We start from the raw sequence: 15,647 nt of genomic DNA on the forward strand, positions 1-15,647 counted from the left end.
CTTGTAACTGCAAAAGGCCCGTCGTAAAGGACGACACACTGTCCCAGTCGACGTCTTCTTTGAAACTTTCCTGGGCGCAACTAACCCAAAATCGGCGAAATAGCCAGCCCGTGTTGCAACAAGGACCGAGAAAGCCGGAATGAACGATCGCCATCGCTCCTCAGCCGCCTGGTGGACGCCGTCGGCCCATGCCGACCGACGCCCCTTCCTGCTTGGCCGCAACGCGATCCAGGCAGCCTTTCGCCGATACTTCGCCGAACGCGACTTTATCGAAGTCGATACGGCGACGTTGCAGGTTTCCCCCGGCAACGAGGCACACCTGCATGCTTTCGCCACCGAGGCGATCGGCAATGACGGCATTGCCTCACCGCTCTATCTTCACACCTCGCCGGAGTTCGCCTGCAAGAAACTGCTGGCCGCGGGCGAGCCGCGCATCTCCTGTTTCGCCCATGTGTACCGCAATCGAGAACGCGGGCCTCTGCACCACCCCGAATTCACGATGCTCGAATGGTATCGCACCGGCGAAAGCTACGAAGCCCTGATGAGGGACTGCGCGGCCCTTCTTGCCCTCTCGGCCGAGACGATGAAGACGCGCGGTTTTACCTATCGCGGTCAGCGCTGCGATCCCTTCCTCGAGCCGGAGCGCCTGTCGGTCGCCGAAGCCTTCGATCGCCATGCCGGGATCGACCTGCTGGCGTCCGTCTCCGCCGATGGATCGACCGACCACAACCACCTCGCCTCCGAACTTCGCAACGCAGGCATCCGCGTGGCCGGAGATGACACCTGGGCGGATATGTTCAGCCGCGTGATCGTCGAAAAGGTCGAGCCGCATCTGGGTTTCGGCCGCACGACCATCCTCGACGAATACCCGGTCTGCGAGGCCGCCCTTGCCCGCCCCAGCGCAAGGGATCCAAGGGTCGCGGAACGCTTCGAACTCTATGCCTGCGGCGTCGAGCTCGCCAACGCCTTCGGCGAACTGACCGATGCGGACGAGCAACGCCGGCGCTTCGAGGCGGAGATGGCGGAGAAGCAACGCGTCTATGGAGAAACCTATCCGCTCGACGAGGACTTTCTCGAAGCGCTGGCTATCATGCCGGATGCCTCCGGCATTGCCCTCGGTTTCGACCGCCTTGTGATGCTGGCAACCGGCGCATTAAGCATCGACCAGGTGATGTGGGCACCGGTCGCGGAGACGGGCCGGTGAGATCGTCAAGCCTGCATAGCATCGACGACCTCGTCGGCGCAGGGCTCGTCGCCGAGGAAGAGCGTGGCGCGATCGAACCTGTTGCCGCGCGCTATGCCGTCGCTCTGACGCCGACCGTCGCTGCCTTGATCGACAAGTTCGACCCGACAGATCCGATCGCACTGCAATACATCCCGCGCCCCGAAGAACTGAAAGAGACGCCGGAGGAACGCGCCGACCCAATCGGGGATCACGCCCACAGCCCGGTCGAAGGCATCGTCCACCGCTACCCGGATAGAGTCCTCCTGAAGGCGGTGCATGTCTGCCCCGTCTACTGCCGCTTCTGTTTCCGGCGCGAGATGGTCGGCCCGCAGGGCGACGGAAACCTGGCGCCCGCAGCGCTGGAAAAGGCGCTCGACTACATCGGTGCGCATCCGGAAATCTGGGAGGTCATCCTGACCGGCGGAGATCCGCTCGTGCTCTCGCCGCGCCGCCTGAGAGAGATCACGAAGAGGCTGGCAACGATGCCGCACGTGAAGATCCTGCGTGTCCACAGCCGGGTCCCGGTCGTGGACCCCGATCGCATCAGCGCGGAGATGATCGAGGCACTGAAGATCGGCGGCAAGACGGTCTATGTGGCCCTCCATGCCAATCATCCGCGCGAGATGACCCCTGCAGCCCGTCAGGCATGCACGCGTCTGATCGACGCAGGCGTCGTGATGGTCAGCCAGAGCGTCCTGCTGAAGGGGATCAACGACGAACCGGACGTGCTCGCCGATCTCATGCGGGCCTTCGTCGAGACCCGGGTCAAACCGTACTATTTGCACCATCCGGACCTTGCGCCCGGAACGAGCCACTTCCGCCTGACGATCGCCGAGGGACAGGCGATCTTGCGCGCGCTGCGCAGCAAGGTTTCAGGGCTCTGCATCCCGACCTACATCCTCGACCTGCCGGGCGGACATGGCAAGGTGGCCGTCGGCGACGACAGCCTGAAGGAGATCGAACCCGGCCGATACGCGGTCCTCGATCGCCTCGGCGCGGAGCGTTCCTATCCCTGAATCTGCGATGAAATTCCGGTCCTGAACGCACTTCGGAGGCCTCCGGAGCACTCTCTTTCGCCGCGTGTCTGCGCTCAGTCAAACCGCTCAGTTTTCCTTAACTACGGCATTTAGCGGAATCTTATGCTTTCGAGCCTAAGAAATCATCCAACATTTTGGAAGAATAGTATCCGGGAAGGGGAAGTACATGAACGAAACGATCCGTACCTTGTTGACGAAACTCGGCGGCCTGCCGGTTTCCGTCGACACCCTCGCCAATGACGCCGATCTTTATGCGGCGGGGCTCTCCTCATTTGCTTCCGTACAGCTGATGCTCGGCCTTGAAGAAGCCTTCGACATCGAGTTTCCGGACCACCTGCTGAACCGCAAGTCCTTTGCCAGCATTGCCGCCATCGAAGGCACGGTCACGTCCATTCTCGAGGACAGGAAGGTCGCCTGATGGACCTCTCGAGCAAATCCGTCGAAAAGAGCCTCAAGGCTCGCGCTATGCGCGTCGCAACGGTTGCGGCCGCCTATGCGGATGAAGTTGATAAGGTCGGTCGCTTCCCCCGTGAAGCGATCGATGCGATGAAGGCCGAGAAGCTGATGGGCATCATGATCCCCGTCGAGTTCGGCGGCGAAGGCCTCTCCACTTCGGAGATCGCCGAAGTCTGCACCATCCTCGGACAGTCTTGCGCTTCGAGCGCCATGATCTTTGCCATGCATCAGATCAAGGCATCGAGCCTCGTCTGCCATGGTACCGAGGCGGACTGGCACCGCAACTTCATGCGTCGCGTGGTAGCCGAGCAGCTGTTGCTTGGCTCCGCGACGACAGAAGCCGGCATCGGCGGCAACATGCGCAACAGCATCTGCGCGATCGAGGTTAAGGACGGCCGCTGCTACCTTGAGAAGGATGCGACCGTCATCTCCTACGGCGCCGACTGCGACGCCATCCTGATCACCTCCCGCAGCCACAAGGACGCAGCGTCGTCCGACCAGGTCATGACCGTCTTCCTGAAAGAGCAGTACACGCTCGAGCACACCCAGACCTGGGACACCCTCGGCATGCGCGGCACCTGCTCGGATGGCTTCATCTTCCGCGGCGAAGCACCGGCCGAGCAGATCCTGCCCCAGCCCTTCGCCGAAATCGCCGCCCAGTCGATGTTGGCAAGCGCCCATCTGCTGTGGAGCTCGCTGTGGTACGGCATCGCCGTGGACGCCTTCGCCCGCGCCCAGAATTTCGTCCGCGCCGCCGCACGCAAGGCACCCGGCACCCAGCCGCCCGGACTCGTTCAGCTGGCCGAGATGTCGAGCCAGCTCCAAGCCGTGCGCTCCAACATCGTCAACGGACTGCGCTCCTTCGAGGAAGCCCGCCAGGATCAGGATCGCCTGTCGTCCATGGGCTTCGCCGTCGCAATGAACAACGTCAAGATCGCATCCTCCGAGATGATCCTTCCGATCATCAACCAGGCCATGCGCGTCTGCGGCATTCTCGGATACAAGAACGGGACCCCCTACAGTCTCGGTCGCCATCTCCGCGATGCCCATTCCGCCGAGCTCATGATCTCGAACGATCGCATTCTCGCGAACACGTCGAACATGCTGCTCGTCCATAAACAGGAAACAGGTTTGCTGGGGTGAGATCGATGGATATGCAGACGAGCTTTCTGGACCGCCTCTTCGAGAGCGGCCTGCTGATCGAAACCGGTGTGGACGGCCTCTATGGTCGCGGCGGCCGCTTCGAAGACGTGATCGCCGCCTTCGAGCGGCTCATCGACCGCTATGGTGCGGGCGACGGCGCAGAAGCCATCCGCTTTCCGCCGGGCATGAACCGCGCCTATTTCGAAAAGAGCGGCTACATGAAGAGCTTTCCGCAGCTCGCTGGCACGGTGCACAGCTTCTGCGGCAACGAACTTGACCATATCGGCCTGCTGAAATGCATGGATGCCGACGAGGACTGGACGGCCGAGCAAAAGGCGACCGACATCGTCCTGACGCCGGCGGCCTGCTACCCGCTCTATCCGACGATCGCCAAACGCGGCAACCTGCCGGAAAAGGGCGGCCTCTACGACCTGCAGTCCTATTGCTTCCGTCACGAGCCGTCGAACGATCCGGCCCGTCAGCAGCTGTTCCGCATGCGCGAATATGTCTGCATGGGCAGCCAGGAGCAGGTCACCGATTTCCGCCAGACCTGGATGGATCGCGGCCAGAAGATCATGGCCGAGGTCGGCCTGCCGGTGGAGATCGACGTCGCCAACGATCCGTTCTTCGGCCGTGCCGGCAAGATGCTCGCCAACAACCAGCGCGACCAGAACCTGAAGTTCGAGCTGCTGATCCCGATCACCTCCGTCGCCAAGCCGACCGCCTGCATGAGCTTCAACTATCATCAGGATGCCTTCGGCACGAAGTGGGGCCTCAACCTGGCCGACGGCTCGGTCGCCCACACGGCTTGCGTCGGCTTCGGCCTCGAGCGCATCGCGCTCGCGCTGTTCCACCATCACGGTCTCGACGTCGACCAGTGGCCCGCCCCCGTTCGCAAGGCACTCTGGGGCTGATCTGGTGACGAAAGCCGTCTTTCCCGGACTCGATCCGGCCACCTATGTCCCGCATGCCCTGCATGCGAGCGAGCGGATGTGGCCGGAGACGAACTGTTATGTCGACCTCTGGATCGAGGTTCTCGCAAGCCTCGGCGTCGCGCCGGAGGCCATGCTCGGCTTCACCCTGACCCAGGATTTCGAGGGCGACCAGTTCACCTTCTTCAAGGTTCCTCTGGAGGATCTCGAAGACCTCTACGGCATCAAGGTGACCGAACTTGCGATCTACGACACGGTCGAGTCCCATGTCGCCGAGCAGGTGAACCGCGGCAGGCTGTGCCTCGTGGAAATGGACAGCTTCTTCATGCCGGACACCCGGGGCGTCGGCTACCGCCAGGAGCACGGCAAGACGACGGTTGCCGTCAATCGTCTTGATCTGGCCGGCCGCACCATGGACTATTTCCACAATGGCGGCTTCTTCCGGGTCGACGGCGAGGATTTCGACGGTCTGTTCCAGCACCATCTGCCCGAAGGCGCCCTGCCCTTCCTGCCCTATACCGAATTCGCCAAGTTCCCGGGCACCCCGCACACGGCGGCGCATCAGCGCACCGCTGCTAAGCGGTTGCTCGGTCGTCACTTCGCCCGCAGGCCGGATGCCAATCCCATCGCCGCCTTTGCAAGCGTCTTTCCGGATCAGGTCGAGGCGATCGCGGAACGCCCCTTCGGCTTCTTCCACAAATATGCCTTCAACACGCTTCGGCAGTTCGGCGCCAATTTCGAATTGCTGGCAAGCCATCTCACCTGGCTCGCACCGCAGCAGTTCGAGGAGGCCAGCATTCAGGCTCTGAAGATTTCGGAGACGGCAAAGACGGTACAGTTCCAACTCGCCCGGGCCGTCACGCGGAAAAAGTTCGATCCCTTGCGATCGGCCCTCGACCCCGCCGCCGAGGCTTGGGACAAGCTCATCGGAGCACTTGGCGAATCGCTCGCCTGAGGAGGCACGATGACAGGCATGACCACTTATCTCGCCGCGGACGAACGCCCGCTGGAGAGCGGCTGGACAGTGCTCGTCACCGGGGCCGGACGCTATCAGGGACCGGACGAGATCCATCGGCCCGCAGCCCGCATTCCCGCACCTGTTCCCGGCACCGCCGCGTCCGCCTTGGCGGCTGCCGGGCTGTTTGACCCGCAAAAACCGCATCCGCTGCATGACAAGGACGCCTGGTACTTCCGCTCGCTCGACGGCGAGAAGGAAGGCCCGGCAATCCTGCGCCTTGCCGGCCTTGCGACCATTGCCGAGGTCTACATCAACGGCGAACTGCGCCTCCAAAGCGAAAGCATGTTCGAGGCACACGACCTTGCGCTGACTCTCACCGGCAAAGACGAAATCGCCATCTGCTTCCGCGCCCTGCTTCCCCATCTCGACAAACGCGGCCCGCGTGCACGCTGGCGCCCCCAGATGATGGACCATCAGGGGCTGAGACTGATCCGCACGACACCGCTCGGCCACATGCCTGGCTGGTGCCCGGAAATCCATCCCGTCGGCCCCTACCGGCCCGTCAGCCTCATTCGCCGGAACACTCACGCCGTCATCGATCTGATCCTGCAGGCCAACCTTGAGCCCGACCACAGCGGGCGCCTTCTGGTCTCCTTTGACCTCGACGGCGAAGCCTCTGAGCTCAACATTTCCTGCGCCGGCAAGGACGCGCTGATGCGCAAGGGCGAGGACGGCCGCTGGCATGCCGAACTCTCGATCCCGGCCGTCGAACCCTGGTGGCCCCGCACCCATGGCAAACCGAAACTCCATGACGTGCGACTGACGATAGACGGACGGGCGCATTCCCTGGGCCTCGTCGGTTTCCGCCGCGTCGAGATTGACCGGGGCTCTGACGGCCGCGGCTTCAGGATCGTGATCAACGGCCAGCCGATTTTTTGCCGGGGGGCGGTCTGGACCAATGCCGATATCCTCCAGCTGCCCGGCTCTGCCGAAGACTATGCCCCCTGGCTGACGCTTGCGGCAGAGGCCGGCATGAACATGATCCGGGTCGGTGGCACGATGACCTACGAAAGCGCGGACTTCTTCCGCCTCTGCGACCAGTTGGGGCTCATGGCCTGGCAGGACTTCATGTTCGCCAATTTCGACTATCCCACCGGTGACGACGCTTTCGCCGTCCATGTCGAACGGGAGATCGGGCAGCTTCTCGCCTCCCTGCAAGGTTCGCCGTCGTTGACGGTCCTCTGCGGCGGCAGCGAAGTCTATCAGCAGGCAGCCATGCTCGGCCTGCCCGAGCGGATCTGGAGGACCGCGTTCTACGAAGAGACACTGCCGGCCCTCGCACGTTCCTTGCGCCCCGATGTCGCCTATGTCGCGAATTCTCCCTCAGGCGGGGCCATGCCGTTTTCGCCGAACGAAGGCGTCACCCACTATTACGGCGTCGGCGCCTATTGCCGGCCGCTCGACGATGCGCGCCGCGCCGATGTCCGCTTCGCCGCCGAATGCCTCGCCTTCGCCCATGTCCCGCAGCAGTCGACGCTGGATACGCATCTGCCCGTGGCACCGGTCCATGATCCTCGCTGGAAAGAGCGCGTGCCGCGCGACCGCGGCGCCTCCTGGGACTTCGAGGATGTGCGAGACCACTATCTGGCCGACCTCTACAAGCTCGACCCGGCCCGGCTGCGGCGCGAAGACCCGACGCGCTACCTGGATCTCTCACGAGCGGTGACCGGCGAGGTGATGGCGGAGACCTATGCCGAATGGCGACGCGAAGCTTCCAAATGCGGCGGAGCCCTCGCCTGGACGCTTCAGGACCTGCAACCCGGCCCGGGCTGGGGACTGATCGACTCCACCGGAGAACCGAAGCCCGTTTGGTATGCACTCAAGCGCGCCTTTCGACCGGTACAGATCAATCTGCTCGATGAAGGAACCAACGGGCTCGACCTGCACATCCTGAACGAAACCGCATCGGATCTCGCCTGCGAGATCGAGCTTGCCTGCCTGCGGGACGGCAGCCAGCCCGTGGTCAGCGGCCGCCGGTCCCTCACCATCGAGGGCAGGTCTTCGCTGCGGCTTGCCGCTACCGATCTCTTCGGCGCCTTCTTCGACACCACCTATGCCTTCCGCTTCGGCCCTCCTTCGCACGACGTGACCGTCGCCCGCCTGATCGCGCCAGACCACGGACAGATCATTGCCGAGGCCTGCCACTTCCCTCTCGGTCGTGCCGAAGCCATGCATGACGCTGCAATCGAGGCCGCCGTCGAACAGAAAGACGGTGCCTGGAACCTTCTTCTGTCCACGCCCTGTTTCGCCCAGTCGGTCCATATCGACGTGGAAGGTTATCGCCCGGAAGATGACTGGTTTCATCTCCTGCCCGGTCACCCGCGACGCATCGAACTGCGTCCGGGTGGTGCAGGAGCGCACGACCGGAAACCGACAGGTACGGTCACGCAACTCGGCTCGAAGCGTCGTATTTCGTTCTGAGGGAAGCGCCCAGGATCAGGTGCCGGGCGGAAAGCGTCGGGCGAGATCGATGACGGTGTCCGTATAGACACGCCGGGCGGGCGCGGGCGTGAAGTTGTGATCGGCCCCCGGAACCACGGACATATGCGCATTGGGATACCGGCGAAGGCCGCGCCCGGTGCGGCCGAAATGGTCGACGAAATGCTCGAAGCCGACATCGTTCTCGCTGTAGAGCACGACCAGTTCCGTCTTCCGTTCGGCGAGCGTGTGGAACGACCTGCGCACCTCCGCCTGCACGCCGCGCTGGCCTTGCAGCATCCGGATCAGCGGCCGGGCAAACTGCGACAGCCGTCGAACGATGGCCCGGCCGATATTGCCGAGCGCCCGCCTTGCATCGACCCGCCCGGAGAAAAGTCGCCGGAAGGTCTCGAACTGGAACAGGCGTTCACGGTAGTCGTCGAGCGACCGCGGCACGTAGCGCAACGCGCCATCGATATCGACGGCCGGGTTCCAGTAGAAGACGAAGGGATTGACGACCACCGCTGCGGAAAGTCGTTGATCTGCAACGGCGCTGCGGAACGCCAGGTAGGCGCCGCTACAGCGCCCCGCCACCACCATCGGACCAAGGTCGCGCTTGGCGAGGAAATCGAGCGCGGCCTGCACGTCGGCAACCTGGCAATCCTGATATAGCACCTGCATCGGCTGCCCAGCAACGGCCGGGCTGTCGCCGATATTGGCACCGTCGAAGCGCAAACTGGCAATTCCGGCACGCGCAAGCTCGCGCGCCATGTCGACCCCGGAGCGCCCCCATCCGGCATGACGATCATAGGCCGTACCGAGAATGACCACCGTCGCCCCCGTGCGTGGTCCTTGCGGCTCACAGAGGACGCCATAAAGACGGCCATGCTCTCCGAACCGCGCAGGCGTCTCGCGAAACCCGTCACCGAGAAGGGCGGGCGCCTCGGCCGACCGGGGCGACGGAGTCGACGGCAAGGTCGGGAATGCGGCGGCAACGCCCGTTACCCATTCCAGCAGGCGCAGGCGAACGCCCTCCGGCAGTATAGAAGTGGCGGGATTGGAAATGAAATCGTCATAGCCGGCATAATCCGCCACCTGCACATCGATGCCGAGCGTTTCGAGATGACCGGCAAGCTCCGCATCGGCCGGACGGTCCGCACGCTTGCACACGAATGCGCGGGAAAACTGCATCGACGAGAGCTGGCCCACCGCGAGCTTGCGAACATCCGCAGCAATCGCATCCGGCATAGAGAGTCCCGCGATCGATACCCCCTCGCGTTGCCGAAACGCCTCGGGAACGCCGAGCCCTTCATCGACCATCCGCGACCAGATCTGCATCTCGCGCAGGAACGCCCGGCCGGACGTCACCGGTGCGAGCAGTGCCATGCCGGCCACGTCGCCGAGGCTTCCGGAAATCTTTGCCGCGAGTGCCGCACCGAGCCCCTGGGAAATCACGATCAGATGGCGGCAACCCGACATTTCCCTGAGCATATCAGCGGCAGCGACCACGCTCGCCTCCCAGAGCCCAAGTCCTGCCGAGTGATCAGAACCATCGAGCGCATCGCCCGTACCGGGATAGTCGAAGCGAAGGCTGGCAATACCTTGCAACGCCAGTCCTTCGGCCACGACGCGCCAGAACTTGCGCAGGCACATCTCTTCCAGCCCCCAAGGGCTGACGAAGAGAACACCCAAAGCCGATGCCGTGCCTTGGGCCGGCGTAAAGAGCCCGACCGTACCGCTGAACGTCACGGGACAGGCGGCCGAGACGCTTGCCGTCACACCTTCAAGCTTGATCTGTTGTGCTTCCATGCCAATCCCCCAGCACGCGCGCGCGTCAGCTGTCCCCTTCGCTTCTGACCGGCCTGGCGAACAGAAAGCCGAGCATGCGATCGGCGATCGCTGTCGCGGGGCCCGGCAAGCGCCCCGCCAGCATCTCGATCGCCTTCTGGTCCTCGACCGGTACAGCAGCCAGCAGGCGCAGCGCCAACAGATAGACGAGCGCGCCCGTCATGATCGCCGCGGCGAGACCCACCAGTCCTCCGACGAGACCCAGGACACCATAGGCAGACGCGCCACAGGCCGCAGCGGCAACCGAAATCTTGCCGACCGTCAGGAACATCGGCAGCAGCGAGCCTTCGAATTCTATCTTGCGCAACATGAGCAGGGCCATGATCAGGAACACGACCAGACGAACCGCCGCCGCGCCCTCGCCGGCAAATGTCGGCACGAACAGGATTGCCCCGCCCACCATGATGACGGCCCCGACGATCCCGATGTTCAGGCGATCCCGGATGCGATCGAGCGAGAACAGATACTGGGTGCAGATCATGCTGAACACGAAGACCGGGGTCACCAGCGCAAGGATAGCGAGGATCGGGCCACTGGGTTCAAACGCCTGGCCGAAGACCAGTGTCACCAGGGCAGGCGCGATCGCGGCCAGCCCGAAGCTGAGCGGCATGGTGATATAGGCGATGCTCCTGACGACGCTTTCGAAGACGGCCACCGGCAGCCGGTCCGTGTCATGCAGTTTGAGCTTTTCGGAATAATACGGCACGAGGCTGCCCGTCAGCTGGATGGGCAGCTGCATGGCAAGATTGGCAAGCGACAGGGCCGCCGCATAATAGCCCACCATCTCGACGCCGTGGTGCCGCTCGATGAAGAACAGTTCGACGCGGTTGAGGAAGATCGAATCGACGATGTATTGCGCAGAGATGATCAGCGACGAGTTGACCAGATAGCTTGGCGCGATGCCGCACGGGTCGGCGCGATGGCGCAGGATCCCAAGCGAGTAGAGGAACTGCGGCAGGAAACCGAAGATGTAGCCGCACAATGCCCCGGGCACTCCGTAGGTCACGGCTCCCGCAAGCACGGCGCAGAACTGCAGTGCCCCGGCAATCACGGAAATGCGCAGGAACGCCCCGACATTCTGCTCTCCGAGCATCACGTTCTTGGTGAATGAACCGATCGACTGTACGAAGATGAGGGCACCCGTCAGGAGCACCACGGCCGGGGCACTATCGGCCCAGTGCTCATGCTCGGCCACCCAGAAGGCGACGAAGAAGAGGATGGTGATCGCGACCGTCGCGAGGATGACGGGACGCAGGAGATAGGCAGAGAAACCCCGCAAGGCCGCTTCGCCGTGTCCCTGCACCCGCAGTTGCGGTAGCTGCCGGAGAAGGATGACCCCTGTCCCGAGCTCGGAGATCAGTGCCGCCGTGACGGCAAGCCACAGCGAGAAGGCGATCATTCCGTTCGCTTCGGGTCCAAGCAGACGCGCAGTCACGATCGAGCAGACGAAGCCGACCAGCAGGACGGCGAGGCCTGCCGCGGCGTTCAGCGCCGAATTCGCAACGATTGTCTTGGCCATCAGTTCTTCTCTGCCGGATCCGTTCGATACTGACCACGGAAGGTCGGTCGTCGATCTCTTTTTCTAGTGAAAAAGCCTTAAGGCTTCATGCCGGCGCGCGGCAAATGCCTTGACGGCCGGACACTCGGGGCTCACGCGACGTCCTTGTGATCGAACAGCACCTGAACCGCTTCCCGCCAGTTGCGGATCGACGCGGTGTCTATGCTCTCCCGGTCGTAGGACAAGGCCTTGTTGAACGCGTCGACCAGCGATTGCGCATCGTCCGGCTCATAGGCGCAGACATGATCACGGCCGGCCGCAGCGAACCGGGGCGCGACGATCGGCAGGCGGCAATAGCTGTACTGGATCATCTTGAGGCTGGACTGGCTGAGATAGTCGGCCACCTCGCTGCGGCGATAGGGGGCAAGACCGACCTCCGCATATTTGATCATCGGCACGATGGCCTCGAACGCGACCTCGCCATGGCGCAAGATATTCGCTCGGGCGACGACCGGCACGGCATTCTTGCCGAAAAGGTGGAAAGTCCAATCCGGAAAGGCGACCGCCAGCGTATCGATGGCCTGTCCGTCGAACAGCATGTCACCGACGCTGACGGCGTTGCGGGCCTGCGGATAGGGATTCGTCTCAGAACGGTCGAACACGTCCTTGGCGATCCCGTGCTGCAGGTAGAAGACCGGGACATTCGGCGCAAAGTCGGCGCGCATGGCCTCCGCCATGATGTGCACGAGGTCGTAGTCGCCGATGTTGTCGGAAAGCGCCGCTTCGATGCAGGGATGGACGTGGATTGTGTGGAGCCGGTCGGCCGCATGATAGATGATCCGCGCGTCGGGCGCGGCCTTCCGGATGCGGTGGGTCAGAAGCGGAGGCGGTCCGCTCTCGATCAGGATGTGGGTATAGCCCGGCAGGCGGTCCATGACCGCTTTCGGCAGGAACCGGGCATAGAGATTGAAGAGTGGGGTCGAAAGCCGATTCAGAAGCGAAAACTTCAGGTTCATCGGATGGAAGGGCGCGTTCCAGAGGAACTCCTCCAGGTGCTCGTCGACCTTGCGCCAACGGTTGAAACCGCGTTCGCGCGCGTAGGCGAACCGTCCGTCCTTCAGGAAACGGCTGAAGGGGCTCAAACGGCACACGAGGAAATCCACATGATCTCCGCCGGCACGCAGGGCATCCGCCATGAAATGCAGATCCACCTTTCGCGGCGCGTCAGCAAAGTGGTGGCCCGTGACGATCAGAACCCGACGTTTCGCCCCATTGACCGTCATGCAGCGAGGCTCCGGAGGTGTCCGATCGCAGCCGGACCCAGAGCCTGCTTGTAGATGTCGATGTAGCGATCGGCGACGGCATCCCATGCATGCACGGCCGATGCCGCCATCATCTCCGAGCGCTTCGCTGCCGCGTCTCCGGAAAGCAGATCGAAAGCCTTTTCGATCTGCCGGGCGCTTTGCTCAGGCTGGGCGAAGTCGGCGAGGAAGACACCCGGATGCTGACGGGCAAGGACCTGATAGGCCTCGTTGGCATGCAGGACCGGAACGAGGCCGGCACTCATCGCCTCCACGGCGACCAGGCCGAAGCCCTCATACTCGGACGCGGATGCGAACAGGGATGCGCCGCCGATCAGGCGCTTCACCGCTTCGTTGTCGACGCCCACATGCAACGTCACATGATCGGAAAGCCCGCGCCGGGCGATCTCCGCGGAAAGGTCGGCCGCACTGTGGTCCGACGGCGATCCGACGACATCGAGATGCCAGTCTTCGGAACGCCTCGTCAGCACCGCCATGGCGTCAAACAGGCGATCAAGGCGCTTGTTGACCGAAAATCGGCCGATGGTGACGATGCGGCGCGTGGCAGTTGCAGACGAGAGGCCTGCAAACTTGACCGTATCGACGCCATTCTCGACGAGCACGGCTCGGTCGGATGCGATACGGGAAAAAAGGGCCATGTCAGACTGGCTGCAGCAAAGCAGCGATCGATAGGCGAGCGACGACAGGCGCGTCACCGTACGGAACCACAATTTCTTGATGGCAGCATATTTCGGCGTGTGGAAGAAGCCGCCATGCGTCGTCGCTACCATGGGCTTGCCGTGCAGAAGACGGGTCCAGGCGAGCGCGTCGAAGAAGAAGTCGATGCCATGGACATGCACGAGATCGGCATCGGCGATGTGACGGAATACCGAGGGAGCAATCGGATAGCGGCTCGAGCCCTTCCACGGAATGCGCACGACCTCGACGCCGTCGATGGTTTCCGCATCCGGAAGCCGGCGATCACGAGCCGTGAAAAGACTGTCGAGAGTGACGACCCGGACGCGAAAGCCGCGATCCCGCAGGAGCCGGCTGAGATTGGCGACCACGTCTTCCAGCCCGCCCCGCCCGGGCGCGTACTGGCGTACGACCTGAACGATGAGTGGAGCTGCGACTGCCCCTTTTCCGGCAATGTCGTTCGACGGATGGATCCGTGTCATTCTTCACCTGTCGGCGTCGCTCATCGACGCAGGAATACTCACCTTCGGTCGGGGCACATAGAGCACGGAAAACTCTTAAGATCACGTATGTCGCGAGCCGGCTGCGATCGAAATGGCGCGGCAGGGTTAATGGGACTTGGAGAAGGACTTTGACGCGGATCGGCGGGCGCGCGCCTATCGTCGATCCAAGGCAGGACAAGCAGCCACGGCAGGTGTCTTGAGCGCAGCGCTCAGACCCTTGAGTTGCGGCCGGTCGCCTTCCGCGGTGGGCTGGATGTTGAGTTCCTCGCTTGCTGGCCACCAATCGCCGGCGACCCAATAGGACCAGCCGATCCAGAGCGCATTCTCGCGCTCAACCAGCGTCACCATGTCCGAAAGCGCCGATACGCAGACTTCGCCGGCGGGCACGCCGAATTCGCCCAGATATCCGCGTTTGCCGTTGGCCTTCAGCCAGCGGGTGAAATTCTCGACCGCTGCCACGGCATCCGCCGCGCGGCTGCAGTTGCCCCTCGTGCCGGAAAAGTCGTCATCGAAATACTGATGAACCTCATAGGCGTAGTTGTCGCCGGGATCGACGACGCCGAGCATGACCCTGGCGTTCGGCGTTCCGTAACCGCCACCCTCCCAGCTGTGGGCGCCACTCCAGGCGGTACCGGGCACCAGCACGAGATTGTCGGCATTCGCGGTCCGGATGCGGGCGAGTGCCGCATTGGCGGCCTCGAGCCACTGTTCGGCCGGCATTTCGTAAGGTTCATTCATCAAGCCGAACACCACGCCGGCCTGATCGGCAAACTCGCCGGCAAGCCGCCCCCAGAAATCGGCAAACGCCGCGTTCGAGACGTCGGTCGAACCAACGACATGTCCCCGATAGCGGGCATAATTGTGTGGATCGAGAACGACATCCAGTCCAGCCGCGCGCAGCCGCGCCACGCTCTCCTTCAGGCGACCAAGCTCGGCTGGATCGAGGGCGCCGCCCAGTTCCGGTTGCAGACGCTCCCAGAGAAACGGCAGCCGAACCGAATTGAACCCCTTTGCCGCGAAGTAGTCGACCGTCTGCTGTCCCGGATAGGTGTAGTCCTTGCCGAGCAAGCCGCCCGCCTCGCCGAACTCCGCTCCGGAAAGATTGATGCCGCGCAGGCAGGCCTGCCCCGCCCCAGCTTGGCCTGCGAGGAGCGTTGCGACCAGACCCAGGGCAACCAGGCGCTTCGCAAAGCCTCGCTGGAAGCGGTCGGGGAAATGGGCGGCGACCATGTCTTCTATCCGGTTTGGTTCGCGACTAGTTAGAGATTTCGCAGTCCTCCGGTCAATGTCGAAACGCTTTCCGTCGACTGCTCGTCCTGCCCTCATTCCGGACGACGGGGATACGCTTTAGAAAGGCGCAATAGGAACGGAATTTTCCGTACTCTCCCCTAAGTTCGGGAACGACGGATGGAACGCTAGGCATCGCCGTCGCGAATAGGAACCGGCCTCGACACTTGACAATCGAGAGTACGGAATTTTTATTCGAATAACGGAATGTAAATTCCAAAATCGAGCGGAGCGGCCTTTGCCGCATCGTGCGATTGCGGTAGAGACAGCGGCGTTCATCCAAAG

The 15,647-nt window shown here is 63.1% G+C and carries 12 protein-coding genes; 7 read left to right on the forward strand and 5 right to left on the reverse strand.

The window, feature by feature from the left end; translation table 11 throughout:
- Positions 1 to 139: 139 nt before the first annotated feature.
- The 7 genes from epmA (at position 140) to HHL25_RS17700 (ending at position 8,232) form a co-directional block, all read left to right on the forward strand.
- Positions 140 to 1,204 (forward strand): EF-P lysine aminoacylase EpmA, encoded by a 1,065-nt coding sequence (gene epmA, locus HHL25_RS17670; protein ID WP_169594095.1) that lies wholly within the window; start codon positions 140 to 142, stop codon positions 1,202 to 1,204.
- Positions 1,201 to 2,241 (forward strand): lysine-2,3-aminomutase-like protein, encoded by a 1,041-nt coding sequence (locus HHL25_RS17675; protein WP_169594097.1) that lies wholly within the window; start codon positions 1,201 to 1,203, stop codon positions 2,239 to 2,241. The genes epmA and HHL25_RS17675 overlap by 4 nt, the downstream gene beginning before the upstream one ends.
- Before the next feature lie 187 nt (positions 2,242 to 2,428).
- Positions 2,429 to 2,680 (forward strand): acyl carrier protein, encoded by a 252-nt coding sequence (locus HHL25_RS17680; protein ID WP_169594099.1) that lies wholly within the window; start codon positions 2,429 to 2,431, stop codon positions 2,678 to 2,680.
- Positions 2,680 to 3,861, forward strand: coding sequence for an acyl-CoA dehydrogenase family protein (locus HHL25_RS17685; RefSeq protein WP_169594101.1), 1,182 nt, complete (start codon positions 2,680 to 2,682; stop codon positions 3,859 to 3,861). Before HHL25_RS17680 ends, HHL25_RS17685 begins: the two co-directional genes overlap by 1 nt.
- A gap of 5 nt (positions 3,862 to 3,866) precedes the next feature.
- Positions 3,867 to 4,775, forward strand: coding sequence for an amino acid--[acyl-carrier-protein] ligase (locus HHL25_RS17690; RefSeq protein WP_169594103.1), 909 nt, complete (start codon positions 3,867 to 3,869; stop codon positions 4,773 to 4,775).
- A 4-nt stretch (positions 4,776 to 4,779) separates the two neighbouring features.
- Positions 4,780 to 5,748, forward strand: a complete 969-nt coding sequence (locus HHL25_RS17695; protein WP_169594105.1) for a DUF1839 family protein — start codon at positions 4,780 to 4,782, stop codon at positions 5,746 to 5,748.
- Between the two features lie 9 nt (positions 5,749 to 5,757).
- Entirely contained in the window at positions 5,758 to 8,232 is a 2,475-nt protein-coding gene (locus HHL25_RS17700; protein ID WP_169594107.1) for a glycoside hydrolase family 2 protein, read from the forward strand.
- A gap of 15 nt (positions 8,233 to 8,247) precedes the next feature.
- Here the strand turns inward: HHL25_RS17700 and HHL25_RS17705 are convergent, their stop codons facing one another.
- The 5 genes from HHL25_RS17705 to HHL25_RS17725 form a co-directional block, all read right to left on the reverse strand.
- Positions 8,248 to 10,038: an alpha/beta hydrolase gene (locus HHL25_RS17705; RefSeq protein WP_169594109.1), complete on the reverse strand. Its 1,791-nt coding sequence runs from the start codon at positions 10,036 to 10,038 to the stop codon at positions 8,248 to 8,250.
- A 25-nt stretch (positions 10,039 to 10,063) separates the two neighbouring features.
- Positions 10,064 to 11,596 carry a lipopolysaccharide biosynthesis protein gene (locus tag HHL25_RS17710; protein WP_169594111.1) on the reverse strand — a complete coding sequence of 511 codons (1,533 nt, stop codon included), beginning with the start codon at positions 11,594 to 11,596 and terminating at the stop codon, positions 10,064 to 10,066.
- A gap of 131 nt (positions 11,597 to 11,727) precedes the next feature.
- Complete coding sequence (locus tag HHL25_RS17715) at positions 11,728 to 12,858, reverse strand: GumK N-terminal domain-containing glycosyltransferase (RefSeq protein WP_169594113.1); 1,131 nt, start codon at positions 12,856 to 12,858, stop codon at positions 11,728 to 11,730.
- Entirely contained in the window at positions 12,855 to 14,054 is a 1,200-nt protein-coding gene (locus tag HHL25_RS17720) for a glycosyltransferase family 4 protein (RefSeq protein ID WP_169594115.1), read from the reverse strand. Before HHL25_RS17720 ends, HHL25_RS17715 begins: the two co-directional genes overlap by 4 nt.
- A gap of 174 nt (positions 14,055 to 14,228) precedes the next feature.
- On the reverse strand, positions 14,229 to 15,305 hold the full coding sequence (locus HHL25_RS17725) for a glycoside hydrolase family 5 protein (protein ID WP_169594117.1): 1,077 nt from the start codon (positions 15,303 to 15,305) through the stop codon (positions 14,229 to 14,231).
- Positions 15,306 to 15,647 lie beyond the last annotated feature (342 nt).

The sequence above is a fragment of the Rhizobium terricola genome (genome assembly GCF_012927355.1).
Taxonomy (GTDB): Bacteria; Pseudomonadota; Alphaproteobacteria; order Rhizobiales; family Rhizobiaceae; genus Allorhizobium; species Allorhizobium terricola.

Bases quoted from the DNA above. Each gene is read 5' to 3' on its own strand.
- epmA (WP_169594095.1), top strand. From the start codon at position 140: ATGAACGATCGCCATCGCTCCTCAGCCGCCTGGTGGACGCCGTCGGCC.
- HHL25_RS17680 (WP_169594099.1), top strand. From the start codon at position 2,429: ATGAACGAAACGATCCGTACCTTGTTGACGAAACTCGGCGGCCTGCCG.
- HHL25_RS17685 (WP_169594101.1), top strand. From the start codon at position 2,680: ATGGACCTCTCGAGCAAATCCGTCGAAAAGAGCCTCAAGGCTCGCGCT.
- HHL25_RS17690 (WP_169594103.1), top strand. From the start codon at position 3,867: ATGGATATGCAGACGAGCTTTCTGGACCGCCTCTTCGAGAGCGGCCTG.
- HHL25_RS17700 (WP_169594107.1), top strand. From the start codon at position 5,758: ATGACAGGCATGACCACTTATCTCGCCGCGGACGAACGCCCGCTGGAG.
- HHL25_RS17705 (WP_169594109.1), bottom strand. From the start codon at position 10,038: ATGGAAGCACAACAGATCAAGCTTGAAGGTGTGACGGCAAGCGTCTCG.
- HHL25_RS17710 (WP_169594111.1), bottom strand. From the start codon at position 11,596: ATGGCCAAGACAATCGTTGCGAATTCGGCGCTGAACGCCGCGGCAGGC.
- HHL25_RS17715 (WP_169594113.1), bottom strand. From the start codon at position 12,858: ATGACGGTCAATGGGGCGAAACGTCGGGTTCTGATCGTCACGGGCCAC.
- HHL25_RS17720 (WP_169594115.1), bottom strand. From the start codon at position 14,054: ATGACACGGATCCATCCGTCGAACGACATTGCCGGAAAAGGGGCAGTC.
- HHL25_RS17725 (WP_169594117.1), bottom strand. From the start codon at position 15,305: ATGGTCGCCGCCCATTTCCCCGACCGCTTCCAGCGAGGCTTTGCGAAG.